Origin of the sequence: Actinobacillus succinogenes 130Z, assembly GCF_000017245.1 — a bacterium.
In the GTDB taxonomy this organism is placed as follows: domain Bacteria; phylum Pseudomonadota; class Gammaproteobacteria; order Enterobacterales; family Pasteurellaceae; genus Exercitatus; species Exercitatus succinogenes.
This window is the reverse complement of sequence record NC_009655.1, coordinates 1,813,899-1,838,769: the sequence shown is the minus strand read 5'-3', so window position 1 is coordinate 1,838,769 and position 24,871 is coordinate 1,813,899. Positions and strand designations below refer to the sequence as shown.

The window sequence follows — 24,871 nt, the reverse complement described above, 5'->3', positions numbered from 1 at the left end:
CGGGCTCTTTTACAATAGATTCAATTTTCGTTTACCGAGCTTGTGTGCCTAAGTTCTTCCGGTTATCCGGCGCGGAATAAGGCAGCAACGCCAGCGATGCGGTTTATCGCTCAGGGATCCGTTGGAAACAGTTGGTCCTACCGATTTTTGTAAAGGTATTCAATGCAATCTATTCCTGTGAAAAATGCCGGCGATCGTCTTGTGGATGCGTACCGGCGTACCTATTATTATCTGCGCCTGTCGATTACGGACGTGTGTAATTTCCGTTGTAATTACTGTCTGCCCGACGGCTATCATCCCTCGCACGAGCGCGATAAATTTCTCACAGTGGATGAAATTCGGCGTGCGGTATCTGCTTTTGCGGCAATGGGAGCGCAAAAAGTGCGGATTACCGGCGGCGAGCCTACTTTACGCAAAGATTTCCTGCAAATTACGGAAAATATCACCGCACTTGACGGTATTCGACATGTCGCGCTTACCACTAACGGCTATCGTATGGCACAAGATGTCGGGGCTTGGAAGCAAGCGGGAATTTCCTCCATCAATGTCAGTGTGGACAGTCTTGATCCGCGCATGTTTTATCAAATTACCGGCGAGAACAAATTCACTGAAGTCATGCGCGGAATCGATCGCGCCTTTGAAGCGGGTTATCGTAAAATCAAAGTCAATTCCGTGCTGATGAAAGATCTTAACGAACGGGAGTTTGACAAGTTTCTGGCATGGGTGAAAGACCGCCCGATTCAAATGCGCTTTATCGAGTTAATGCAGACCGGCGAAATGGACGCATTTTTCCGGTGTCATCATCTTTCCGGTCAAGTGCTGGCGGAAAAACTAATTCGCGACGGCTGGCAGTTACAATCGAAAGGCATAACGGACGGACCGGCAAAAGTATTCCGACATCCGGACTATGTAGGCGAAATCGGTTTGATTATGCCTTATGAACCGGATTTCTGTGCAAGTTGTAATCGCCTGCGGGTGTCGGCGAAGGGAAAACTACATCTTTGCCTGTTCGGCGAAGAAGGTATCGATTTGCGTGATTTGTTACAAAGAGACGATCAGCAATCTCTTTTACAAGCACGTTTATTCGCAGCGTTACAGGGTAAACGGGAACATCATTTCCTGCACCGGGGCGACAGCGGTATACGCAAAAATTTATCAACAATCGGTGGTTAACGGATAGCATGACAGAATTAACTCATATCAATCAAAACGGCGAAGCTAACATGGTGGACGTGTCCGGTAAACAGGACACGGTGCGCGAAGCGCGCGCGGAAGCTTTTATCGGCATGAACGCGGAAACGCTGCAAATGATTATGTCGGGCAATCACCATAAAGGCGATGTGTTCGCCACCGCCAGAATCGCCGGTATTCAGGCGGCTAAACGCACTTGGGAATTAATTCCGTTGTGCCATCCGTTATTGTTGTCAAAAGTCGAGGTGAATTTGACCGCACTTCCCGAAAGCAATCAGGTTCGCATTGAAAGTTTGTGTAAATTAACGGGCAAAACCGGGGTTGAAATGGAAGCTTTAACTGCGGCGAGTGTTGCAGCGTTAACCATTTACGATATGTGCAAAGCGGTACAAAAAGATATGGTGATTTCACAGGTGCGCCTGCTTGAAAAGTGCGGTGGAAAATCGGGACATTTTGTGGCGGCGTAAGGATTGAGTATGATTAAGGTTTTATTTTTTGCCCAAACCCGAGAGATTATCGGCGTGGCGTCAACGGAAGTGGGCGATGAATTCCAAACAGCCGAACAGATTCGCCGGCATCTTGCCGAGCGGGGAGAACGTTGGGCGTTAGCTTTGCAGGCGGGAAAACTGCTGGTGGCGGTGAATCAAACCTTGGTTCCGTTGGAAAGTGCGGTAAAATCCGGTGATGAAATCGCCTTTTTCCCACCGGTGACGGGAGGCTGATATGGCGGATATTCGCATTGCGGTGCAGGAAGCGGAATTTGATCAAAACGCCGAATATCGTTGGTTATCGGAAAATCATTCCATCGGTGCGACGACGATTTTTGTGGGCAAAGTCCGTGAGATGAATTTAGGCGATGAAGTGGCAAGTTTATATCTTGAACATTATCCCGCCATGACGGAAAAAGCGTTGCGTGAAATTGTAGAAGAAGCCAAACAACGTTGGGATATTCAGCGAATTTCCGTGATTCATCGCGTGGGATTGCTGCAAACCGGTGACCCAATTGTATTGGTGGGCGTAAGTTCCGCTCATCGCGGCGATGCCTATGCCGCCAATGAATTTATCATGGATTATCTGAAAACCCGCGCACCGTTCTGGAAAAAAGAACAAACCGCCCAAGGCGAACGATGGCTGGAAAGCCGAGACAGCGATCATCAGGCGGTGGGGAAGTGGTCAAGAGAAAAACGAATTGAAAGGGCGTAACATCACGCCCTTTTTTATGCAAATTAGTGGTGATAACCCAACCACATGGCAACCAATAATGCGGCAAGCGCAAGAATAAAGTGAAATGCTTTAGGTTGTGATGTTTTCTTGCTGAAGAATTTAGCGGCACCGAATGCGTATACGACAAAGCACAGTAGTTTTTCAACCATCCAGATTTCAAAACCGTAGATGACAGCCAGCGCAACGCCGCTTACCAATAAAACCGTATCCGATAAGTGCGGTAGAATTTTTAAGAGTTTTACTGCGCGCCAGTCTTTGCCGCCGAGCTGCATGCCGCCGCGGACAATTAATAAGAATAGGGTTAAAAATGCAAAAATAATATGAAGTTGAACAAGGATAGACATAATTACTCTCTGTATTTGGTTAAATATAAAGTTACGAAATAAAAAATTTTGTGGCTATTGTGCCATATTTTTTACGGTTTTTAGAAAGCCTTTTGCGGTGGTAAAGATATCCGTTTTGTTTTGGGCGGTTAGAATCATGTCGGACATTTCGCGAAATGCGCCTTTTCCGCCGCCGAGTGACAGCACGTAATCGGCGTTTTGTTTGACATATTCCGGCGCGTCGTTAACGGCAAATGCCATGCCGCATACCGCAAATGCCGGTAAATCGACGCTGTCGTCACCGATGTAAGCGGTTTCTTCCGGCGTGACGCCCGCTTGTTTTATCAGATCCAAACAGGCGGTTTCTTTTTCCAGTTTACCGAGATAAGCCAGTTTGATACCTAAATCGTCTATACGGCGCTGTAAAATCGGGGATGAACGCCCCGATAATACGGCGACCTGAATACCCTGTTCAATCAGCATGCGGATGCCTAAACCGTCACGCACATGGAAGCTTTTCACCGCTTCGCCGCAGGCGTCGTAATGGAGTAAGCCGTCGGTCAGTACGCCGTCGACATCGGTAATCACAAATTTGATGTTTTTAAGTTTGTTTTGCATTGATTTATTCCGGATAAGAATTCAAAATTCAAACGTAAATTATGATGAAAATTCCACCAATCCTACAACCTGATTATCATCATTCACGACCACTAATGAATGAATTTTTTTCTCTTTCATGAAAGATTCGGCGGCAGACAGAAATTCGTTTTGATTGATGGTTTTCGGCGTGCCTGTCATTAAATCCCGGGCGGATTTATGTAATGTTTCCGCGCCGTTTGCCGTTAATGCCCGTCGAATATCGCCGTCGGTAATAATGCCTTTCAGGGTTTGTCGTTCCATGACTAACGCCACGCCCATTCTGCCTTCGTTCATGACGGTTAGACAGTCGGTAAAACCGGTATTTTCCGCAACCACGGGCAACCGGGTTTGCATTTGATCTTTTACGCGACACAGTAAACGGCGCCCAAGGGAACCGCCCGGATGGAATTTAGCGAAATCAATCGGTTTGAAATTGCGGGCGTGAATTAACGCTACGGTTAATGCATCACCCAGCGCCAGCGTAACTAAGGCGGAAGTGGTGGGCGCCAGATTGTTCGGGCAGGCTTCGCGCTCTACCGTGATGTCCAAAATAAAATCGGCGTGTTTGCCCAGCGTGGAAGTAGGGTTGCTGGTTAAGGCGACGATTTTATTACCGAAATTCTTTAAGCTGGGAATGAGTTTATTTACTTCATCGCTTTCACCGCTGTAAGAGATGAGAATCACCACATCGCTGGGCTTAAGCATGCCTAAATCACCGTGAAAAGCTTCCGTGGGGTGCAGAAAAAAACTCGGCGTACCGGTAGAGGCGAGGCTGGCGACGATTTTCTTACCGATTAATCCGGATTTTCCCACGCCGCTGACGGCGATACGTCCTTCGCAACCAATAATGAGTTCTATTACGGCGTCAAAAGTGCGGTTTAAATTTCGGCTTAATTTGGCGAGCGCCTGTTCTTCAATGGCAAGGGTTTCGCGTGCATTTTGCAAATAATCCATCTGATTTCCTATAAGGTTGCGAATGTCCGCAGGGGTATTACATTCGCCCGAAAAACCGGCAATTTAAGGTTTAAACGGTACACTCCTGCAAATGGACGTAGGGTTAAAATAAAAGTGCGGTCATTTTACAGCAACTTTTGATTTCGCTCTACCATAAAATCCGCTATACTACGCGTCGAGTTGGTCAGACAATCGCTGGTTTATTGAAGCCCTTAATACCGAAAGGTTAGCCTGAAACAGGTGATAAGCGGGACAAGTAGACGAGAGGAAAGTCCGGGCTACATAGGGCAGAGTGCCGGATAACGTCCGGGGGGCGCGAGCCTACGACAAGTGCAGCAGAGAGCAGACCGCCGTTTTTAATAAAACGGTAAGGGTGAAAGGGTGCGGTAAGAGCGCACCGCGCGGGTGGTAACATTCCGCGGCAAGGTAAACTCCACTCGTAGCAAGACCAAATAGGAACTCAATGAGTGTGCCCGCTCAGAGTTCGGGTAGGTTGCTTGAGCGACGGAGCAATTCGTCGCCTAGAGGAATGATTGTCCGCGACAGAACCCGGCTTATCGACCGACTCATTCATTTCATACAATAACGGCGGGTTGCTTGACCCGCCGTTATGTTTTTTACCGGATATTTTTATGGAATTCGGGATCAGTTTATTTTTTGTGAACGGATCCTATTTTTGATGCGTCAAAAATTCCGCAATATTTTTCATATCCGATTCGCTCAACCGTTCTTTCACACTGTTGCCGGCGCCTTGAATTTCCCCGCTTTTCCGTTTGGACAAGGCCGTTACGATTTGTTGCGCCGTGAAATTGCGGATCACGGCGGATTGCCCCATCGCCGGTTTTTCACCTTGTTTGCCGTGACAAGTGGCGCATTGCTGTTTATAAGCGCGTTCGCCTTTTTTCAGTGAATCCGTATTACCCGCATGTGCCGCGAAAGACAACATACAAAGTGCGGTCAAAATCAGGGATATTTTTTTCATGTTACCCCTTAAATAATTTTTGTAACGTTTGTTCGGGAATGAGCCCTTCGTATTTTGCCTGAATATTGCCTTCGGGCGAGATCACGAAACTGGTGGGCGTACCTGTTACGCCATAGCGTTCGCCGGTAATTTTCATTTGATCTTTCAATACCGGCAGGCCGATTTTTTGTTTGATAACCACCGCTTGGGTATCTGCGTTTTCACCGTCGATATTGATTGCCAGAATTTCCACTTTATCCGGATATTCCGCCGCCATTTTTTCCAGCGATTTTAATTCCGCTACGCAGACTCCGCAATTACCGGACCAAAAACTCATCAGTAAGGTTTTACCGTGGAATTGATTTAATTCCGTCTTGTTGCCCTGTAAATCGAACACGGCAATATCGGGAGCTTGTTTGCCGATTTCCGCTGTTTGTTCTTTACAGCCGAATAAAATAGCGGAAAAAACGACCGCACTTAGCACGGGAAATAGAGACTTAATGCGCATTATGTTCTTCCTTGACAAATTTACCGTGATGGAAATAAATAATACGATCCGCCAGCTCACCGAGTTCCGGATTGTGAGTAACCATAACGACAGTCCGTCCCTGTTTATTGAGATCCTGTAATAATTTGAGCACTAAGGCTTCGTTTTTCTCATCCAGATTTCCGGTAGGTTCGTCGGCAAAAATTACCGGCGGTTGGTTCACTAATGCCCGTGCGATACATACCCGTTGCTGTTCGCCGCCGGAGAGCTGGCTGGGACGGTGCGACATTCGTTCTCCCAGTCCGACTTGTTCGAGTACGGCGCGTGCCGCCGCTTCATCGATTACACTGTGATAGTGCTGGGCCAGCATCACGTTTTCCAGGGCAGTTAAATAAGGAATCAGATGAAATTGCTGGAACACTAATCCTATTTTTTCGGCGCGGAAGCGTTGACGTCCCGTTTCATCAAGTCGGGCGGCATCTACGCCGTCTAAAATCACTTTGCCTTCGGTTGCGGTGTCCAGCCCGGTGAGAATATTCATTAACGTGGTTTTGCCTGAACCGGATGCGCCCATAATAGCGACAAATTCGCCCTCTTTGATTTGGATATTAATGTCTTCCAGAGCGGTAACGGTTCCGAATCTTTTGTATAAATGCTGGGTTTCAATAACGTAGTTTGACAAAATTATTCCCCTTTTAATACGTTCGCCATTTCCACATTAAGCGCACGTTTAGTTGGTACGATAACGGCAATAAATGCCACAATCAACGATAAAGCCGCGGTGACCGGAATCACCGGCAGACGCATGTCAATGTTGGCTTTAAACACGGTTAAGCCTAGAATCTGGGCTAAAATATAGCCGATAATCAACCCTGTCACAATAGCAGCTACCGCGATAATCAGGGTTTCCGTGCCGATTTGTGTGACGATATCCCGTCGTTTTGCTCCCAGTGCTTTCTGCAGCGCAAATTCTTTGGCGCGTTCACCTACGATGGCGATTAAAGTTGTGTTCACACAAAGGGTCGCTAACACTAAAATAACAGCGGAGATTAATCCCATTAAGCCTTTAATTTTATCCAGAATCTGTCCTTCGCTGGCGGATACTTTACGTATCGGACGGATGTCGAGATGCGGATATTTTTGCTGTAGTGACTGAGCAAATTCATCCACTTGTCCGTGATCGTTTTTTACGATAAGCAGCGCATTACTGGCAAGTTCGTCTTTTTCCAGCCAATCCTGGGCAAATTCAAGGTTAACGATCAACATACTGTCGGTAACATCACCGGATTCGACAATTCCTTTAATTCTTAAACTATGTTTTTCTACCGAATTTTTGGTCAGCGTGATTTTATCGTCCACTTTTAAATTTAATCGTTCGGCCAAATTTTTACCTATCATCGCGTTACGATCGTCAAATCCGATTTCAATCCGGGAGCCGGTGATTTGCCAGTAAGGCGTCAAAGCTTTCAGCTGGTCGAACTGCGCCCCCATTAACACGACTTTTTCCAAATCCGATCGCGCCACGCCGTGCAAATAGCTGCTGCCCGCCGAAATCAAACCTGGCGGCGCCTGATTGATAATCTCATTTACCTGTCGGGTTTCAATTAAGCCGGCATCCTGTGCGCCGATATAGAAATTGGCGCCGAAAGTGCGTAACTCCCGTGACATTTTAGTATTAATATCAAAATACACCGCAGACATTGCGGTCACAATACTTGCGCCGACGGTGAGTGCGGCGAAGATAATCAGTACGCGGTTTAGGCGTAGGCGTAACGCCTGTAATACTAAACGCCGGAACATTTTTCGTTTATTATCGACCATATAAAACTTCCACCGGATATAATTTTGCAATGCGGTGCGCCGGGAACCAAGTGCCGATGAGCGCGATTAACATGGCGAGAACCAAGACGCAGGGTACGACTATCCAGGCAAAATCCAAAGGCACGCCGAATAAACTGGCGCCGATGAATTTTGCCAGTCCCCAGCCGGCAATACAGCCTAATATGCCGCCTGTCAGTCCGCTTAATATCGCCTCGCAATAAAATAATAGCGTAATTTGCCATTGATAAGCGCCGAGCGCTTTCATTAAGCCGATTTCTTTGCTGCGTTCGATAATCGTGGTCGTCATTAAAGAGGCAATTCCCATGGCGGCGGCAATTAATGCGGCAACCGTTACGACGGCGAGCAGCAACTGAATTTTGCCGATAACGACGCCTTCTGAAGCGGCAACCTGCCAGATTGGCCGTACAACGGCGCCGGAAATGGCTTCTTCCAGCTGATGGGAAATAGATGATACGTAAGCGGTACAGTACCAGCGATCGTATTCTTCCGCGTCCAACCCGTCTACATTGACGCGTGCTTTACGGGATAATTCGTTTTCCGGTACCGTCAGCGCGGAGACTTTAACGGATTGCACCTTGCCCTGCAGGTTTACCAGATCCTGCAGCGCACTTAACGGTAGCAGAAGTTGTTGTTCTTCCGTACCGCCGGTTGAAACGATCCCTTTGATTTCTACGGTTACGCTGTTATCCGTTTCAGTGGTTTTATAAGTTAACGGGATCCGATCACCGATTTTCCAGTTTTCGCTGCGGGCTAATTGTTGACCGAGTAAGGCGGGCACGATTTCCGGCAAATTGTCGGTTTCGTCATTCACCCATTCGCCTTGAACCTTCCAGTAAGGACTGATGATTTTTTGTCCCGTATGGTAATCGTCTTCGTCCGGTACGGCAATTTGACGGTCAAAAAAGGTTCCCATCACGGATATCACTTTATCGCCGGATTTGACATTCGCCGTTAATTGCGGCGCGAAACCGACGATATTGTTACGCCAAAAAATATCCTTAATATTCGGTAATTCTTTTTCGTCGATAAAATCCTGAGTTTCCAAGGAGGTAGCGTTATTCTCCGAATCGGATATTTCCGGCAGAATCGCGCTGCTGGCGGGTTCCACCAAAATATTGGCTCCATAGGATTTCAGTTCTTTCGCCATTTTATCGCCGATGTCGATGGATACGGCAAGCAAGGCGGAAATTAATCCCGAGGCAAGGAAAATCGTGATAATGGCAAGTAATTTGCGTTTTATCCCGTTTCTCCATGATTGGAATAGCATGCGGGCTAACATTATGGGTTCTCCGTTTTCGGTAAATAGTTTTCCGGGTTGTCGCGAAACAGCTCTAAATTTTTCTCGCTGGTGAAGAAATAGGTTTTATTGTCGAGATTATATTTGAATTCCGCTTTGGTATTCATGAGTTTTTTGCCGTTCACCGGATCCGTCACTTGAATTTCAATTACGGTAGAGAATAAATTCAGACCGGCTTCCAGCGAAGTGCGGTCAATAATGACATCGTTTTGATCTTGTTTCCAGTCTTCAATCGGCACCGGATTACAACCGCCCGGCTTGCCGATGGAGGGAATAAACATCCGTACGCCGCAGGCTACGCACTCCACTTGACCGTCGTGCATGACGTAACCTTGGTCGCCGCACAGCAGGCAAGCGTCAAATACGGTGGCGAGACTCAATCCCTCCGGTTTACGGTTTATGATGAAGAAGCGGACTACTTTGCCGTCGTCCGCCACCCAAATGAAGCGGTGTAACTGACCGTCGCGCACCTGCTGAACGGGAATCCGGATTTGGTTATCGGCATTTAGTTTCACCGGAACCGATTCGGACAGTTGCGGCGGTCGGGAGGCGACTTTATCCCAGAAAAGCTGACTGCTTAATATGATAATCAGGCTGATTATTCCCCATAGGATTGTCCGTCCGGAATGTAATGCCAATGCCGTTTTTTTACGCTTTTCTATAGGGTGGGATTCGGCTTTGACCCGCGCTTTGCGCGGTAAATGGATTTTTACGGCAAACAGAATCAGGCTTAAGGCTAACAATGCGGTGACGATATAATTGAAATAATTGGTAATATTGCCGGTTTTCGCCACGAAACTGAGACGGGCTTTGGTGAGTTCGGTAACCTGCAGTTTCATTAGGCTGAGTAAAAATTCGCCTGTTAACGGAATGATAATCAGCAGCGCGATTAATCCCATTAATATCATGGGAAGTGCGGTCAGTTTTTGTTCCGTTTTAGTTTGTTTAATCAGGAAAAATAACCAGGCCGCTGAAAATACGCAAAAAATTACGCCGAAAACGACCGCGCTTAGATTCAGAATGAAATCCGTATTAATGACATCGGTGCTGGTGATGGCGGAAATATTAGGATTACGCGCCCATTGAACGCTTGCCAGCGTGACGAGTACGACGTGCCAAAAAGCCGTCAGTTTTTGCGAACGGGAAAATTGACTGAGGATAAAAAGCAAAACGGCACCGATAATCGTGCTGTTCAAACTTAAGTTGATAACTTGGGTTGCCGGTAAATAAGGGGCAAGCAGTATGCCTAAGGCGAAGCCTGTCAGTGTCAGACGGATGAGCGATTTTATGTTAGGTTTTTCAAATGCGGACCAGCGACAACCGAGTAATAAAGCGGTCGGCAATAAAATTTGAAGCAGTGAAGTAAAAAAATACGTCATAACGCAGTAAACCGGAGTAATTAAGATGAACCGTGAGAATAGAAAGTAAGGTGGGCATTGCCCACCCGAGTATTATTTTTTATCTAAACCGGCAAACTTGAATTCATAGCTGACATCAAACGGTTTCCACCAGCGACCGACACCGGTTTCGTCGTCGGTATGACGGTGCATACCCGCTTTAGAAGGCGGTTCGATATGATAAGTCAATTTATAGTTGCCTACGCCCATCATTTTAATATTCGCACCATAGTGAGGACCGTCGCTTGCCACCATCGGCATGAACGAACCTTCCTGCTTTTCATTGGTGTCGGTATTAACCAAGGTATAGTTGATAGTCAGATACGGCATCCATTCACCGTCGCCGAAACCGTTTTTGTTCCCTTTAGTAGCATGAATATCCGCTTCCAAATGGATGTCGGATTTTGCCGCCGGTAAACCCATACCGCGCGGTTCCATGTCGATAGGTTGCAGGTAAACCGCCGCAATTTCCATTTCATTGATGGTTTGCGCTTCGCCAATCGGATATTCGGTGAATGCGTGAGCGGCCGTGGCGGCAAACATACCGGCAAAGGTGGTCATTAATAATGTCTTTTTCATGTTGTTTTCCTGTGTTGTGGTTAAATCCGTTGTCGCCAAAGCGACGGTTAAAATTTTGCTTGAAGTAATGAATAAACCGATCGGCTTTAAAAGTGCGGTCGTTTTTTCATTATTGCACTTCATTTTCAATGTCTTTATTTTCAATGTCTTTGCGTGCCTGTATTTTCATATAAAATAGGGCGAAAACAGCGGCTAGAATCAATAAGCCCTGCGGAATTAAAGTTTCCACATAAGGATAAATACCTAACCAACCGATTTCCGGCACATGGTTTACTAAAGTCGGTTCGAACAGTTTTCCTTCGATTAATTCGAGTACGCTCTTACCGGCAAATACGAATGCCATCAGGTACATAAATCCGCCGGTGAACATAAAGAACGGTTTTAGCGGCAATTTCACCACACTGTAGCGCATAATGAAGTAGCAGATAGCGAGGATGACTACGCCGACGGCAAAACCGGCAAAAAGATAGAAATAACTGACCGCACTTTGCGCATCACCGGCTAAAGCGTAATAGAACAGCACGGTTTCGGCGCCTTCGCGGTATACCGCCAAGAAGCTGGTCAGCCACAATCCGATGAGCGAGCCGGTGGTTAATGCGGTACTGAGTTTGCCTTCCAAATACCGTTTCCAGTTTTGCGCTTCTACTTTGGAAAGCAGCCAGTAACTCATACTAAACAGCATAAATACGGCGATAATCATGGTGAAACCTTCGAGTAATTCCCGGTTTTGTCCGGAATTTTCAAAGATCATTTGGAATAAATAAGCTGTCACCACGCTTGCCGCCAGTGCAACATAAACGGAATTGCGGATAGTCGGTAGTTTGTCTTCGTGTTTGTTTTTTACCAAGTAAGCAACGATAGCCGCTACAATCAATAAGGCTTCCAAGCCTTCACGGGTGATAATCAGCAAACTGTACAGGAACATTGCCCAGTCACTTTGATTTTCACCCTGTAATGTAGTGACGGCTTGGGCCAGGTCCTGACTTAGACTGTCGGCTTGCGTCTGCAATTTTTTCACCGGTTCGTTTGCTTTCATTAAACTGACCATGCGGGTGAAATAGGCTTCCAACCGGGTTTTAAAGTTACTGTCGCGGGAACCTATTTTGTTTTCCATTCCTGTGGCTTCAAACACATCAAAATAGGTGTCCTGTACGGAGAGGATGGCTTTTTTAGACTCGCCGTCCCGGTAAGTTTGAATTGCCTGCTGGATGCGATTATTAATTTCAGCGGTCACTTTTGACCAATCCTGAGAATCTTGCTGATCTTCTACCGTACGTTGTTCGGCTTGTTGTATTTGGCTGTCGCGGGTAGCCGGTAAATCAGGCAGTTGTTCTTCAATCGTTTGCAGTAATTGTGTACTTTGATAACCTAAAGCGTTGATTTGATCAGGCTGTTCGGTAAGACGGATTAAATCGTAAAATTGTTGGTTGATGTTAGCGGAAATACTTGCGCCGCGATTATGGCGGATAGACATTTCCATTTCAGAGTTTTTGAAACCGTCGTATTGAGCCTGCTGCATAAATTTTTTGGCGTCGGCAAATTTATTTTCCTGATAGGCTTCAATGGCTTGAGCCAGCAAATCGTCGATAATTCTGAAGCTTTGTTGCCAGTAAGGCAGGATATCCTGATTGTCGTAGGCAGCGTGTTGTCCTTCGGCATTTAACTGATGCCCCTCCGCCAACGAAGGCAAAACGGCATCCAATTCGCTTTTTAACCAGTCGATACGGGCTTGAATTTCAGCCTGCGGTTTGTTTTCGGTGATCATTTTACGAATTTCGCCGAAAGCGGCTTCCATCTGGTAGCTTTTTTGCGCGGAGAAATTAATGCGGATCGGCCCTTCTAAGTTTTCAAATACTTCAAAATAGGCGGATTGTACTTCGGTTTTGGCTTCAGCCGTTTGATGTTGTTGATAAAGCTGCGCCGTTTTATCCAAACGTGCTTTGATGTCATCCGCCAAAGCCTGGTAATCTGCCGCCAAAAGCGGATGAGAGAAAAGCGAACAGAATAAAATGAAAATAAATTGAAGATAACGCATGATAGTTGTAAATAAAATTGATTATCAATTAGATGTGGATTATGAAATTTTGATCTTCATATTTCAAGCAGAAATTTTGAAAAATATGATGTAGCTCAAACTTTTCTTGAATGAATGATAAATTTATGTGCGGTACATCACAAAATTGAAAATTGGGATTTGCATATAAGAGATAAAATCCGTATTCTCATGTCGCATAAAAAAACAGAACTATAAAAATTAAATAGTCATCTTATTATTTGCTTTCCGAGTAGAGCCTTGATCCAAGGCTCTTTTTTTTCGCCGTTAGATCAGCGAAAAAGCAGCAAAAAATAACCGCACTTCAAAAGTGCGGTCGGGTTTTGAAAAGTTTTTGTTAAGCTTGCGTAGCCTGAATAGCGGTTAACGCAATGGTATAAACGATATCGTCCACTAATGCGCCGCGGGACAAGTCATTTACCGGTTTACGCATACCTTGCAGCATTGGGCCGATAGACACTAAATCCGCAGAACGTTGTACCGCCTTATAAGTGGTGTTGCCGGTATTCAAATCCGGGAAGACGAATACGGTGGCTTTACCTGCAACCGGCGAATTAGGCGCTTTGGATTTCGCCACGTCCGCCATAACTGCCGCGTCGTATTGTAACGGACCGTCAATCAGTAGGTCAGGACGTTTTTCCTGCGCGATACGGGTTGCTTCTTTCACTTTTTCAACGTCCGCACCGGCACCGGAAGTACCGGTTGAGTAGGAAATCATCGCTACTTTCGGATCAATACCGAAGGCTTTGGCGGAATCGGCGGATTGAATGGCGATTTCCGCCAATTGTTCCGCTGTCGGATCCGGATTTACCGCACAGTCGCCGTACACCAATACTTGATCCGGCAACAACATGAAGAAGATTGAGGAAACGATCGAGCTGCCCGGTGCGGTTTTGATGATTTGCATCGGCGGACGAATGGTGTTTGCCGTCGTGTGTACCGCACCTGAAACCAAACCGTCCACTTCGTTGGCTTCCAACATCATGGTGCCTAACACCACGTTGTCTTCCAATTGTTCGCGTGCCGCTTCTTCGGTCATACCTTTCGCTTTACGTAATTCGACCAAACGCGCCACATAGTTTTCGCGTACAGTGGCAGGATCGATAACAGTAATACCTTTATCTAAGCTGACCCCTTGGGCTGAAGCTACGCGTTTTACATCTTCAGGATTGGCTAGCAATACGCAATCGGCAATGCCGCGTTCTGCACACAGCGCCGCCGCTTTAACGGTACGCGGTTCGTCGCCTTCAGGTAAAACAATACGTTTTTTCGCAGCACGGGCCAATTCGGTTAATTGATAGCGGAAAGCCGGCGGTGATAAACGGCGTACGCGGGCTGATGTGCCGGCAATTTGATGAATAAATTCCGCGTCGAATTGACGGCTGGTATATTCTTTAATGTTTTCAATACGGATTTTATCGTCGACCGGTACTTCAAGGTTGAAGCTTTGTAAACTTAATGCGGTTTGCCAGGTGTTACCTTCGATGCGGAAGATAGGTAAGCCGGTAGTTTCAAAGGCGCGTTGGCATAGTTTATTGATCTCGTTATCGATTTTATAACCGCCGGTTAGTAAGATACCGCCTAATTCAATGCCGTTAGTCACGGCTAATGCTGCGGCGGCCAAAACGTCCGCACGGTCGGCGGAAGTCACTAACAAATCGCCTGCATGGAAATGTTCCACCATGTGATGTAACGAACGGGCACAGAATGTAATACCGCGGATACGGCGGGTTTTCATTTCACCTTCGTTAATGATCGCCGCACCTAAGTGTTTGACTAAATCGATTACGCGGGTCGCCACTAAATCGGCAGACCATGGGATACATGCCAAAACCTTAATCGGGCTTTGTTCGAACAGTTTGAACACTTCCGCCGAATTATTATGGCTGTGTTGGAATGAATCGAAAATTTCGGTTAAATCAGGACGGGTACGACCGGATTCGTCAACCGGTGCATTGAATTTATTGATTACGACGCCTAACAGATTCGGGTTGTTTTTGCCGCCGAACAACGAAGCGGAAGCTTCTACGCGTTCTTTGAGTTGCGCCGGCGTTTCCGTACTTGGCGCCGCCACTAAAATAATTTCTGCATCAAGTGCCTGAGCGATTTCGTAGTTAATGCTATTGGCATAACTGTGCTTGCGGTTAGGGATTAAACCTTCGACAATAACGATTTCGTTATTTTTGCTTAATTCCTGATGTGCCGCAACGATGGTTTCCAACAGGACATCGGTTTGGTTTTGACCGATCAGATTCTCCGCCACGCTCAACATTACCGGTTCGGCTGTTTCAAGCTGCGTACTGGTGCGAACGATTGAAGTGGTACGATCGATTTTGTCTTCGCCGGTGCTTGGTTGGGAGATCGGTTTCATAAAGCCGATTTTGGCGCCTTTTTGTTCGAGGGAACGGATTAAACCGAGACTGACGCTGGTTAAACCAACGCCGCCGCTGATAGGGATAAGAATAAATGTACGAGACATGAGATTTCCTTAATAAAAGTGAAACTGCCGAACAAGTCGGCAGTTCATTATTTACACATTAGAAACAAAGACGGGCGGTATCCTGTGCGATAACCAATTCTTCATTTGTCGGGATTACCATTGCGATTGGCGTGTTATCCGCCGTGATAACGCCTTCGTTACCGAAACGGGCCGCCAGATTTTTGTCGCGATCTAATTGATAACCGAACAGTTTTAAGTGATTCAACGTGATTTCACGTACGTGAGCGGAGTTTTCACCGATACCGCCGGTAAACACGATGGCGTCTAAACGCTCACCGATAACCGCCATATAAGAACCGATGTATTTCGCTAAACGGTAGCAGTAAACGTCCATTGCGCGACGAGCCGGTACACGTAACGATTCGTCATCACTTTCATAGTTGTCTTCCGCAAAGCGACAGTCACTGGTCACTTCCGTTAAACCTAAGATACCGGATTTTTTGGTTAAGGTCGTGTTGATTTCTTCTACGGACATGCCCAAAGTATCATGCATATAGAACATGATCGCCGGATCGATGTCGCCGCAACGGGTACCCATTACGATACCTTCTAACGGAGTTAAGCCCATTGAGGTATCGATACATTCACCGTGGCGGATTGCGGAAACGGAACCGCCGTTACCTAAGTGGCAGGTAATCACGTTAATTTTATCTTCCGCGACACCTAAACGTTTTGCCGCTTCACGGCTGATAAAATAGTGGCTGGTACCGTGTGCGCCGTAACGACGAATACCGTGTTCTTTATATAAAGAATAAGGAAGAGCGTATAAGAATGCTTCTTCAGGCATGGTTTGATGGAATGCGGTGTCGAAAACGACTACGTTTTTATCTTTCAGATGCGGGAAGATTTTGAACGCTTCTTTTATACCGATTAAGTGGGCAGGGTTGTGCAACGGTGCGAATTGAATAGCGTCTTCGATACCTTTAACTACTTCGTCGGTGACGATAACGGAAGAGGTAAATTTCTCACCGCCGTGAACGATACGGTGACCGATTGCTACGATACTTTCCTGCAAAGAAGGGTCTAAAGGGAAAATATTTTTAACAATAAAGTTTAACGCTTCACTGTGAGCAGCTCCGGCACCTAAATCCGCATTGCCTTTTTCACCGTGCAATTTCCATTTGATACGCGCTTCCGGAAGATAGAAAGCTTCGGCTAAACCTGATAATTTTTCTTCACCAGATACGGGATCTAAGATAGCAAATTTTAAAGATGAGCTACCGCAGTTAAGAATTAAAACTAATTTGGACATAAATTAACCTATCTTGTGGGTTTGAGTGGAATAGTTCACTAAATAACCAGCGAACGACTAAAAGTCATGATTTTTATAGAATACACGTTTCGCGCACTAAAATAAATTGTTACGCAAAGAAAAAACACGATCTTTATCAAAAAAGTTGAAGATTTCAATAATTTTTATAATGACGAATCCCATAGGTTGTGAGCCTGCACAAAAGTGCGGTCAGATTTTTCTCTGTTTTTTCTGATAGCCGTTTCAGCATTGTCTGAAATAGCTTCTTTTAATCGGTATTGCTTTATTTACTTCATTTACTTCTCACTTGGTGTCGTTCCGAAATATCGTTTAAATTCGCGGCTGAACTGGCTGGGGCTTTCGTAGCCGACTTGGTAGGCGGCGGTGGAAACGGGCAGGTTTTCTTCCGCAATCAGGCGTTTGGCTTCCATCAGGCGCAAGGATTTCTGGTATTGCAGCGGCGAGAGCGTGGTGTATTTTTTGAAGTGGCTGTGAAAGCCGGAAAGCGACATGCCGCACAGTTCCGCCAAGCTGTCCACCGTGACATTTTCAGTGTAATGGGCTTGCAGGTATTCGGTGGCTTTGGCGATTTTTTGAGTGTTGGAACCAAAACTGACCATTTGTTTGAGCTTGCCGCTTTGTTCGCCGGTGAGCAGTCGGTAGTAGATTTCCTGCTGAATTAAAGGTGCAAGAAAGGTAATGTCATTTGGGTTTTCGTGCAAAAGTAGCAGGCGTTCGAAGGCGTTTTCCAGTTCTTCATCTAAATGCCATTGAGCAAAACCGGTCGAATTTTCAGGGGAATTGGCAAAAAGTGCGGTCTGTTCCAACAGAATTTTATTCACCGCCTGCAAATCGATTTTCATTGATATAATCACTGACGGATTTTCTGGGGTTGCTTTGCGGATTTTACCGCACATCGGTACATTTACGGGGCAGAACATAAAGTGTCGGTTGTCAAACAAATAACATTGCTCCCCCAGCTGAATTTCACGTTCGCCGCGAATCACAATGCAAATGCTCGGTTTTTGAATTACGCCATCGTAAGAAAACGGGTGGTCGGAATGGGAGATAACCAATCCTTTAACCGGGGAGTGAAAGGTTTGGTTGTGGGGGATAACCTGTAATAAGCGTTCAAAATTTTGTGCGTTAAACATAATAATTTGGATAAATAGGCAAGTATTTGGAGGGATAATATACCGCTTGCCGGTCAAAATCAATCTCTATTGAAACACCGTCCCGACCCACTCAATAAACACCGCCAGTCGTTTCGGGATAAACTGGCGTTGCGGATAGATAAGCCACAGCGGTCGGGTTGGGGACTGAAGTGCGGTCAGAACCGGCACCAGTTCGCCGTTGGCAAGATAGGGGCGGAGCATCAGTTCGGGCATTTGCACGATGCCCAGCCCCGCAAGTGCGGCGAACAGCAAAGCGTTGGAGTCGTTTACCTGCGTGGCGTGGGCGGCTTTGAAGCGGTCGGTTTCGCCCGATTTTTTGCGAAATTGCCACGGCAGCACTTTGCGTTGCGAGCCTGAAACATAATGTACGATGTGGTGGCTCTCTAAGTCCGCCAAGGTTTCGGGCGTGCCGTGTGCAGCGACATAACTCGGGGCGGCACAGGTTTGCATTGCCACGTCCGTCAAACGGCGTGCGATATAGCTTGCGTCCGCCAATTCGCCCAAACGGAGCGTGCAGTCCAAACCGTCATCAATCAGGTTGCTCACGCCGTCATTGGCGGTTAGAACCAGTTGGATTTCGGGATATTGGCGTTGAAATTCAGGCAATTTGGCGAACATAAAGGGAGCGATGGCGGTCGGCATTTCAATGCGTAACTTGCCCTTCGCCTGCTGGCTTACGCCCGATAAATCCTGAAAAGTCTCTTCCAATTCCGCCAATAAAAATTGGGCTTTTTCATAAAAGGCTTCGCCTTCGGCAGTCAGTTTCAAGCTGCGAGTGGTGCGGTTGAGCAGTCTTGAACCAAGCTGATTTTCCAAATATTTCACCGCTTTGGAAACCGCCGAAACGTGCAGATTCAGCTGATCCGCCGCTTTAGAAAAACTGCCGCTTTCAACCACATGGGCAAACACTTGCAGGGTTTGGATTCTGTCCATTTTCTTGTTCTCTTTTGCAAAATTCAGCAAGAATTTTACCGCTTGTTATTGAAAATACAAAGAAAATGCCGTCTGAAAGTTGAGTTTTCAGACGGCATTTAGCTAATTAGACCATGCATCTGCCACCAATAAGGCTCTACGTATTACTCAATCCAACCCGTCAATTCTTCCACCACATCTGCCACGGATTTCACAGCGTGAATACTGCCGATGCCATTGCCGACCGAGATGTAACCTTCGTCAAAATTGCCGTCCAGCATACCGAATTTCATTCCACGCAAGCCACCCATTAAGGCGTTGATTTCTTCCTTGCCTGCCCCTGCTTTATCCATCGCGGCGAGCTTGTCGGCTAGTGGTGTGGAGAGCGAGCGGTAGTAGTCCGGCACAGTACGGAACAGCAGTAAATCCTGCCCCGTGGCGGCGACCACTTTCGCTTTGGCGGCTTCGTGCATACGGCTTTCCAGCGTGGTTAAAAATGCCGAGCCGACAAACACGCCTTCAGCACCCAAAGCGAACGCTGCTTTTGCGGTGCGGTGGTCGGCTATGCCGCCGGCTGCCATCACAGGTACGTTTTGAGCCGCATCGGCAATCAATGGCACGATGGAAAACGTCCCCATCACGGTTGCAGGCAACGTGCCACCTTCATCAAAACCTGTGGCGACAATCACGTCCGCCCCTGCGGCTTCCGCCCGGCGAGTGTTTTCAGGGGTTGGGTTGATGTCACGATAGACGATTTTCACGCCAGCGGCTTTTAAATCGGCAAACAGCTCGGGGATAATACCGCCTTCGCCATAGCCGGTGTACACCACCACGGCAACTTTTTCTTGCTTGATGACTTCCACTTGCGGCGGTGTCCAGACGCTCATCGCCCCATCGATAATCACGTTCACGCCGAACGGCTTATCGGTCAAGGCTTTGGTTTTGCGGATTTCTTCACGTAATTTTTCCGCCGCTCCTTCAGGCGTGCTTTCCGCATGGTGCAAACCTGCATTCGGTCCCAATACTCCCAAACCGCCCGCATTGCTGACCGCCGCCACCAAACGCGCGTCTGTCAGCCAAGACATCGGCCCTTGAATCACAGGTTTTTCAATTCCTAAAATTTCACAAATACGGTTTTTCATTTTTCAATTCCTTCAATAACGGGTTAATTTGCGGCTATTTTAGCGGTTTGTTGTTGCGGATAAAGATAAAGAAAAATAAAACAGTTTTGCTGATTTGGAAAATATATAGTGAATTAAAATTGCAATGGTACAGCGTTGCCCCGCCTTGCTGTACTACTTGTACTGTCTTCTATCTTCGGCTCGTCGCTTTGTCTCATTTTTATTTTCATTCACTATAAGAGAACAAAAAAGCGGTCAAATTCTGCAAAATTTTTGCAAAAAATGACCGCTTGGAAAGTTACTCACAAGTGAGCATTATGAAAATCAGTTTATTTTTTCTCGATTGGTGTATATTCCACCGGGATCCAAGAGAAACCTTTGCCAGCTTTGACGATGTGTCCGAAGCCTGGGAATGGCAAGTGTGCACCGGCCACCAATAATTTGCGTTCGGCAATTTCAGGTAATTTTGCCACACGGCTGTTTCTCGCGCCTTTTGAATCCACGTCAAACTCTGCCGCTACTTCAGGCTCTGGCAACTGCAAGGCGTGGTTGTGCAATAAATCGCCCCATACAAAAAGGGTTTCGCCCTGTGATGATACTTCAAATCCGCCGTGTCCTGGTGTGTGTCCTTGAGTTGGTACGGATTTCACGCTTGGGATCACTTCATCGCCTAAATTGTAGTATTTCACTTGGTTTGCCGCTGCATAAGGTGCAACGGCATCACGTGTCCATTGTGCATATTTTTGCACGTGTTCAGGCATATCTTTGATTGCGGTGTCAAACCAAAACGCTTTTTCTTCGTTGGCGATATAAATAGTCGCATTTGGAAACGCCATTTTGCCGTTGCGGGTTACGCCGCTGAAATGGTCAAAGTGCAAGTGAGTTGGGATAATGGTATCCACATCTTTCGGGTCGTAACCAGCCGCTTTCATACTCGCCGCCAATTTGCCGACACGGTTGTCAAACACGTCCCCCGAGCCTGCATCAAGCAAAATCAAGTTTTTGCCAGTGTTTACCAAATAACCTGTCACAGCGGTATTCACGCCGCCATCTTCTTTCACAATCGGGCGGAACTGGTTAGAAATCAGTTCATCAAGCTGTGCTTTGGTTAATTTTGTGAACTCCTGATAGGCAGGCGTACCGATGGATAAATAGCCGTCATAAAGTGCGGTTACTTCATAATCGCCCACCATAATGCGGTAGTAGCCCGGAACTTGCTCCAATTTCAGTGCAACGATGTTTTCTTTCGGCGTGTAAGCCGCTTTATGGTCTCCGTGAGCTAATGCTGAAGTGGATAAAGTTGCAGCTAAAATTGCCGATAATGCAGTTAATTTGATTGATTTCATTGTTAAATCTCCAATAAGTTAAATTGATAATTGTATTGCATCTCTGTGCGATGGAGTACATTATAGAGATTTGTTTTTTCTGAAAAAGCCAAAGAAAAGCAAATCAGTTTTGTCGGATTGGAAAAGATAAAAAGAAAAAATGCCGTCTGAAAAATTAATTTCAGACGGCAAAATTATCAAATAACATAACTCGTAGGGTGGGCTTGCCAGCCCGCCATTAAAATATGATGTCGTTTTCAGCGGGCTGGCAAGCCCACCCTACGCAAATGATGTCCTTATAAACCAAGCATTCAACCATTCAATTTTCCCTGTTTTTTCAGCAGATCTTCGACTGCTTGCGGTGTAAATTTCGGGGCTTGCGGTTGCAGTTTGCCGTCGGATATTTCGGCGATGATTCGGGCGAATCGGGCGAAGTTCAGTACGCCGCTTATAAGTCGTTGTTTTCCTTCAAATTCAAACAGATAAGCGGGTAAGCCACGCACGCCGAGTTGTGCTTTCAGGGCGAAATCTTGCTCTAAGGCTGCCTGTGCCGAGCCGTCTTGAAAATGGCGGAGAAAGGCGGTTTCATCAATACCGACTGCTCGCGCCACGCGTAAAATTTCCGTCAAATCGTTGGTGGAGCGGACTTCTACGATGGTGGCGTATCGCAAGCGGTATAAAAATGCGTCCGCTTTGCCAATGTCCGTCAGTCGGGCGGCTTTGTATGCTAAGTTCAACGGCAGGGAAGACGGGCGTTCGGGCGTGAACAGGTCGAGCTTCGGCATTGAAATCGGCAAGCCCGAAATCGCCTGTTCCGCTTCGTAGATTTTGGCTAGTCGGGCGTTGTATTCGGGCAGGGTTTCGTTGGGCAGCAGCCAGTCGGCGACGTTCCGCACCAAACCACCCATCACATAAGCGAAGTGAATTTGGTTAGGGAAATGGGTTTCCAACTGGCGGAAAAACGGCTCGCTTTCATAGGATAAGCCCATCATCGGATCGGTAAAGGTGGTGATTTTGAGCATTTTCGCCCCCTATTCAAGATAAAATCCATTCACGCCCCACGCCTGAATGTCGTCAAATTGTACATACACATTTTCAGACGGCATCGCTAAAATCTCCGCCACAATGTTCGTCATTGCTGCCGTCAGCTCGGGATAGCCCGAATGGTGCGGATTGGCGAACAGGCTGAGTTTGATGTGTGCCATCGGCGGCTGCTCGCCACGCAGCCACATTCGGGCGTGGTCTTGCAGTTCAATCATTAACACCGCTTCCGATTTGTTTGGTACAAGCTCAATCGTCTTGTCGAGAGAAGTTTTCAGGTGAATTTCCTGTTCATCAGAAATCGCCACATTGGTTTTTAAAAATAAAAACGGCATCAGAACCCCCATTTTTCCACAAGATCCCGAATTTTATCGGCAACTTCCTGCTCTTTTTGCTGGTAAGTATGCCCTGTGTTTTCGATAAAAATCAGCTCGTTTTCAGCCGCACTTGGAAAATGGTCGTTGATATTGCGCAGAAAACCGCTCGGGTCGCCGTAGGTAAAGCGGTCGAGCGTGCCGATAAGCAATGCTCCCGAGTGGCGGATTTGCTCGATTTGCGAAAAATCGCCGTCGGCTTCGACGTGAACATTATTCAAGAACGGGCTGTACAGCCATTGATGGGCGGTGTCGGCGGTGGCCGGCAGCCAGCCGAACAATTCAAACGGCAGCATGTTTTGACCGTTGCCGTTTGCCACCTGCTGACGGATGTAAGCACGTTCTTGCCCGCTCACAAAATTAGTCAAATGCGTAACATTGGCAGGGCTGAGCAGCAGGAATTTGCTAACGCGGCGGTCGTGCGTTTCACTTAAATAATAGATGACCTTGTTTGCCCCGAGCGAATGTCCTGCCAGCACGATGTTTTCGTAGCCCCGGCATTCGGCGAAGTCAATGTAAGCGGTTAAATCTTCAATGGTTTTTGCAAAATCTTCATTGAACGAACCGATTGTTTCAGGCTCGCCCGACAAGGCGTTGGTTTGCTGCATTTTGCCGAAGGCATTGCGGGTTTGGGCGTAAATAAAGTCCACGCCCGCGCCGCTTAGCGTCTCGCCGATGTTGTAGTAAAACGGGTTGGAATAAAAATTTCCGTGAATACCCGTGATAGCAATCACCACCGTTTTTGTCTGTGTTGCCGCCGAAAACAGTACGCCGTGCAGCACTGTGCCGGATTGGCTGGCGATGTTGAGTTTTTTCATTTTTGCTCCCTAAAAATGATTCGTTCTATACCGCACCCCATTCTGCTTTGACGGCGGGAAGAAGTCCGTGCCTGTCATTGTGCCTTGCAGCATTGCAGGGGTGTAGCGGTAATAGTCGGCTTTGTCCCAGTCGAAGGTGCTTTCGATTTCCGCTTCTCGTCCCGTTTGGATCAGCTCCACCAAATTCGGGTTGAGCATAATGCTTTTGCCGATAGATACACTTTCCACCCAGCCTGTTTGGTAGGCGTTGAGCATATCGTCCGCGGTGTAGAGATTGCCCGAAGCGAAAAACGGCAAGCGTCCGTTGATGCGGTCGTGAACCACTTGGATGCGGGTCAGGTTCGTATCCGCCCCGCGGCGGACTTTTTTGTAGAAATCCCACAGCGAGATGTGCAGATATTGCAGCGGTTTTTCCAGCAAAGCGTCTACCAATGCCAGCGTTTCTTTCATTGTGATGCCGTGTTCGCCGGGTTCTTCAGGCGAGAAACGGTAACCGATGATGAAATCGGGGCGGTTGTGTTTTTGTCGGATTGCGTCGATTTTGTCCACAATCGTCAGCGGAAAACGCATACGTTTTTCAAGCGAACCGCCCCAATAATCGGTGCGAAGATTGGTCGCCGCCGACATAAATTGCTGAATCAGCCAGCCGTTCGCACCGTGGATTTCCACGCCGTCAAAGCCTGCTTTCATCACTAATTCCGCCGCATAAGCGAAGCTGTCCGCCATCTCCCATACTTCTTGTTCGGTCATTGTGCGAAAACGTCCGTACATATCGCCGGTCGGGGCGACGACATCGTACCCTTGCGTCATTGAGTGGTCGGCACGGCTGCCTGAATGGGCAATCTGTACCACCGCTTTCGCCCCTTGTCGGTGGGCGAGTTCGGCATATTCACGCAGGGTCGGCAAGTGGCGTTCGTCAAAAGCGTTCGGGCTTTCAAAGCCGATACTGCTCGGATGGACGTTGGTAAAGGGCATAATGTACAAGCCGAAACCTTCAAAACGGTTCTGCCAGAAACGGCGGCCTGCTTCCGTCATCTCGCCGTCTTCGCCCGAGTCGTAAATGGTCAGCGGTGCGACCGTCAGGCGGTTTTTGATCTCCACACCGTTGTTGAGCGTATAAGGGGTAAACAAAGGGGCGTATTTGGGATTCATCATTTTCATTCTCCATATTGGGTTATATAGGTGGTTTGGTTGGCGGCTATTTTACGGATTTATATTTGCTGAAAAAGCAATGGAGAATTAAATGAGTTTTGATAAATTGGAAAATATAGCGTAAAAGAGATTTTGGTCTAATGCGAAAAGTTTGGAGAAATAGGCAAGTAATTTGGAGAAATAATATACCGCTTGTTAGTCAAAAGCAATATACTGAATACATCCCAACACGGGATAGATAAAACAACCATTAA

General features: G+C 47.0%; 25 protein-coding genes, 1 other RNA gene and 1 riboswitch. Of the genes, 5 read left to right on the top strand and 21 right to left on the bottom strand.

The window, feature by feature from the left end; all coding sequences use genetic code 11:
• The first annotated feature begins 20 nt into the window (after window positions 1-20).
• Window positions 21-174, top strand: a riboswitch (molybdenum cofactor riboswitch).
• The 4 genes from moaA (at window position 163) to moaE (ending at window position 2,394) form a co-directional block, all read left to right on the top strand.
• Window positions 163-1,173: a GTP 3',8-cyclase MoaA gene (gene moaA / locus ASUC_RS08680; RefSeq protein ID WP_012073406.1), complete on the top strand. Its 1,011-nt coding sequence runs from the start codon at window positions 163-165 to the stop codon at window positions 1,171-1,173. (Overlaps the previous riboswitch by 12 nt.)
• Window positions 1,174-1,181: 8 nt before the next feature.
• Window positions 1,182-1,658, top strand: coding sequence for a cyclic pyranopterin monophosphate synthase MoaC (gene moaC, locus ASUC_RS08675; RefSeq protein WP_012073405.1), 477 nt, complete (start codon window positions 1,182-1,184; stop codon window positions 1,656-1,658).
• Window positions 1,659-1,667: 9 nt separating this feature from the next.
• Window positions 1,668-1,913, top strand: a complete 246-nt coding sequence (gene moaD / locus ASUC_RS08670; protein WP_012073404.1) for a molybdopterin synthase sulfur carrier subunit — start codon at window positions 1,668-1,670, stop codon at window positions 1,911-1,913.
• A 1-nt stretch (window position 1,914) separates the two neighbouring features.
• Window positions 1,915-2,394 (top strand): molybdopterin synthase catalytic subunit MoaE, encoded by a 480-nt coding sequence (gene moaE, locus ASUC_RS08665; protein WP_012073403.1) that lies wholly within the window; start codon window positions 1,915-1,917, stop codon window positions 2,392-2,394.
• A 23-nt stretch (window positions 2,395-2,417) separates the two neighbouring features.
• Here the strand turns inward: moaE and ASUC_RS08660 are convergent, their stop codons facing one another.
• Genes ASUC_RS08660 through ASUC_RS08650 form a run of 3 tightly spaced genes read right to left on the bottom strand, consistent with a single transcriptional unit; the run spans window position 2,418 to window position 4,331 of the window.
• Entirely contained in the window at window positions 2,418-2,759 is a 342-nt protein-coding gene (locus tag ASUC_RS08660; RefSeq protein ID WP_012073402.1) for a SirB2 family protein, read from the bottom strand.
• Between the two features lie 54 nt (window positions 2,760-2,813).
• Window positions 2,814-3,356 (bottom strand): KdsC family phosphatase, encoded by a 543-nt coding sequence (locus tag ASUC_RS08655; RefSeq protein ID WP_012073401.1) that lies wholly within the window; start codon window positions 3,354-3,356, stop codon window positions 2,814-2,816.
• A gap of 39 nt (window positions 3,357-3,395) precedes the next feature.
• On the bottom strand, window positions 3,396-4,331 hold the full coding sequence (locus ASUC_RS08650) for a KpsF/GutQ family sugar-phosphate isomerase (protein ID WP_012073400.1): 936 nt from the start codon (window positions 4,329-4,331) through the stop codon (window positions 3,396-3,398).
• A 176-nt stretch (window positions 4,332-4,507) separates the two neighbouring features.
• Between ASUC_RS08650 and rnpB the strand changes: the two genes are divergently transcribed.
• Window positions 4,508-4,904, top strand: an RNA gene (rnpB, locus tag ASUC_RS11040) — RNase P RNA component class A.
• Between the two features lie 97 nt (window positions 4,905-5,001).
• Here the strand turns inward: rnpB and ASUC_RS08645 are convergent.
• The 18 genes from ASUC_RS08645 to ASUC_RS08560 form a co-directional block, all read right to left on the bottom strand.
• Complete coding sequence (locus ASUC_RS08645; protein ID WP_012073399.1) at window positions 5,002-5,313, bottom strand: c-type cytochrome; 312 nt, start codon at window positions 5,311-5,313, stop codon at window positions 5,002-5,004.
• 1 nt (window position 5,314) lies between these two features.
• Entirely contained in the window at window positions 5,315-5,800 is a 486-nt protein-coding gene (locus tag ASUC_RS08640) for a TlpA family protein disulfide reductase (protein ID WP_012073398.1), read from the bottom strand.
• Window positions 5,790-6,461: an ABC transporter ATP-binding protein gene (locus ASUC_RS08635; protein ID WP_012073397.1), complete on the bottom strand. Its 672-nt coding sequence runs from the start codon at window positions 6,459-6,461 to the stop codon at window positions 5,790-5,792. Before ASUC_RS08635 ends, ASUC_RS08640 begins: the two co-directional genes overlap by 11 nt.
• Window positions 6,462-6,463: 2 nt before the next feature.
• Complete coding sequence (locus tag ASUC_RS08630) at window positions 6,464-7,600, bottom strand: ABC transporter permease (protein WP_012073396.1); 1,137 nt, start codon at window positions 7,598-7,600, stop codon at window positions 6,464-6,466.
• On the bottom strand, window positions 7,590-8,900 hold the full coding sequence (locus tag ASUC_RS08625) for an ABC transporter permease (RefSeq protein ID WP_012073395.1): 1,311 nt from the start codon (window positions 8,898-8,900) through the stop codon (window positions 7,590-7,592). The genes ASUC_RS08630 and ASUC_RS08625 overlap by 11 nt, the downstream gene beginning before the upstream one ends.
• Window positions 8,900-10,297 carry a Fe-S-containing protein gene (locus ASUC_RS08620; RefSeq protein WP_012073394.1) on the bottom strand — a complete coding sequence of 466 codons (1,398 nt, stop codon included), beginning with the start codon at window positions 10,295-10,297 and terminating at the stop codon, window positions 8,900-8,902. Before ASUC_RS08620 ends, ASUC_RS08625 begins: the two co-directional genes overlap by 1 nt.
• A 72-nt stretch (window positions 10,298-10,369) precedes the next feature.
• Complete coding sequence (locus ASUC_RS08615; RefSeq protein WP_012073393.1) at window positions 10,370-10,894, bottom strand: iron transporter; 525 nt, start codon at window positions 10,892-10,894, stop codon at window positions 10,370-10,372.
• 109 nt (window positions 10,895-11,003) lie between these two features.
• On the bottom strand, window positions 11,004-12,929 hold the full coding sequence (locus tag ASUC_RS08610; protein ID WP_012073392.1) for an FTR1 family iron permease: 1,926 nt from the start codon (window positions 12,927-12,929) through the stop codon (window positions 11,004-11,006).
• Between the two features lie 355 nt (window positions 12,930-13,284).
• On the bottom strand, window positions 13,285-15,426 hold the full coding sequence (gene pta, locus ASUC_RS08605; RefSeq protein WP_012073391.1) for a phosphate acetyltransferase: 2,142 nt from the start codon (window positions 15,424-15,426) through the stop codon (window positions 13,285-13,287).
• 58 nt (window positions 15,427-15,484) lie between these two features.
• On the bottom strand, window positions 15,485-16,699 hold the full coding sequence (locus ASUC_RS08600) for an acetate kinase (RefSeq protein WP_012073390.1): 1,215 nt from the start codon (window positions 16,697-16,699) through the stop codon (window positions 15,485-15,487).
• Between the two features lie 296 nt (window positions 16,700-16,995).
• Window positions 16,996-17,853, bottom strand: a complete 858-nt coding sequence (locus tag ASUC_RS08595) for an AraC family transcriptional regulator (protein WP_012073389.1) — start codon at window positions 17,851-17,853, stop codon at window positions 16,996-16,998.
• Between the two features lie 66 nt (window positions 17,854-17,919).
• Complete coding sequence (locus ASUC_RS08590; RefSeq protein ID WP_012073388.1) at window positions 17,920-18,807, bottom strand: LysR family transcriptional regulator; 888 nt, start codon at window positions 18,805-18,807, stop codon at window positions 17,920-17,922.
• Window positions 18,808-18,950: 143 nt separating this feature from the next.
• Window positions 18,951-19,928 (bottom strand): NAD(P)H-dependent flavin oxidoreductase, encoded by a 978-nt coding sequence (locus ASUC_RS08585; protein WP_012073387.1) that lies wholly within the window; start codon window positions 19,926-19,928, stop codon window positions 18,951-18,953.
• Window positions 19,929-20,236: 308 nt separating this feature from the next.
• On the bottom strand, window positions 20,237-21,253 hold the full coding sequence (locus ASUC_RS08580; protein WP_012073386.1) for an MBL fold metallo-hydrolase: 1,017 nt from the start codon (window positions 21,251-21,253) through the stop codon (window positions 20,237-20,239).
• 290 nt (window positions 21,254-21,543) lie between these two features.
• Window positions 21,544-22,254 carry a DsbA family protein gene (locus ASUC_RS08575; RefSeq protein WP_012073385.1) on the bottom strand — a complete coding sequence of 237 codons (711 nt, stop codon included), beginning with the start codon at window positions 22,252-22,254 and terminating at the stop codon, window positions 21,544-21,546.
• A gap of 9 nt (window positions 22,255-22,263) precedes the next feature.
• Window positions 22,264-22,608, bottom strand: a complete 345-nt coding sequence (locus tag ASUC_RS08570; RefSeq protein WP_012073384.1) for a phenylpyruvate tautomerase MIF-related protein — start codon at window positions 22,606-22,608, stop codon at window positions 22,264-22,266.
• On the bottom strand, window positions 22,608-23,465 hold the full coding sequence (locus tag ASUC_RS08565) for an alpha/beta fold hydrolase (RefSeq protein WP_012073383.1): 858 nt from the start codon (window positions 23,463-23,465) through the stop codon (window positions 22,608-22,610). The genes ASUC_RS08570 and ASUC_RS08565 overlap by 1 nt, the downstream gene beginning before the upstream one ends.
• Before the next feature lie 9 nt (window positions 23,466-23,474).
• Window positions 23,475-24,617, bottom strand: a complete 1,143-nt coding sequence (locus ASUC_RS08560; RefSeq protein ID WP_172435804.1) for an NADH-dependent flavin oxidoreductase — start codon at window positions 24,615-24,617, stop codon at window positions 23,475-23,477.
• Window positions 24,618-24,871 lie beyond the last annotated feature (254 nt).